The organism is Oleiphilus sp. HI0086 (assembly GCF_001635225.1).
In genome coordinates, this window is the sequence record NZ_LWFZ01000168.1 from 1 (window position 1) to 691 (window position 691).

Consider the following 691-nt stretch of genomic DNA (forward strand, 5'->3'; position numbering starts at 1 on the left):
TCAGAGCAGATTACTTAAACCAGTACAGTGCAACCTTGGCGTATACCAATTACTTCGGTGGAGGGGTTCATAACACAATCTCCGACCGAGATAGTCTTGCGCTTAGTGTTTCGTACTCATTCTAATAACCCATTGGCTTGGTTTAACGAGGTAGTCTAAATGAAAATGATAAAAACTTTGTGTGCCATTGGTGTTGTTGCTGCAAGCTTTAGTGCGGCAAATGTCATGGCAAAAGTATCACCAGAAGAAGCGGCGAAATTAGGGAATGAATTAACGCCAATTGGTGCAGAAAAAGCAGGGAATGCAGATGGAACAATTCCTGAGTGGACGGGTGGTGTAGAAGCACCTGCTGATTATAAGGTGGGTGAACCTTATCCGGATCCTTTTGCTTCGGATCAGGTCTTGTTCACGATTACTAAAGACAATATGGCTCAGTATGCAGATAAGTTGTCTGATGGTCAGAAGAAGACCCTGGAGCGATACTCTACTTATAAAATGAAGGTGTATCCTACTCATCGTTCAGTTGGTTATATTGATAAATTCGGTGAGTATTTCAAGCATAATGCGACTAATGCTGAAATGGTTGATGACGGGAATGGCGTGCAAGGCTATAAAGGTGCAATTCCTTTCCCAATTCCAAAGAATGCTAAAGAAGTTGTTTGGAACCATATTATGCGTTCAAGAGGGGGAA

The 691-nt window shown here is 42.3% G+C and carries 2 protein-coding genes; both read left to right on the forward strand.

Translation table 11 applies throughout. The annotated features are described in order from the left end of the window. On the forward strand, positions 1-125 hold a 125-nt coding region (locus A3756_RS26405), incomplete at its 5' end, for a DUF1302 family protein (protein ID WP_156490204.1). A gap of 34 nt (positions 126-159) precedes the next feature. Next, a partial coding sequence (locus A3756_RS02415) for a DUF1329 domain-containing protein (protein WP_156490205.1) occupies positions 160-691 on the forward strand: 532 nt, incomplete at its 3' end.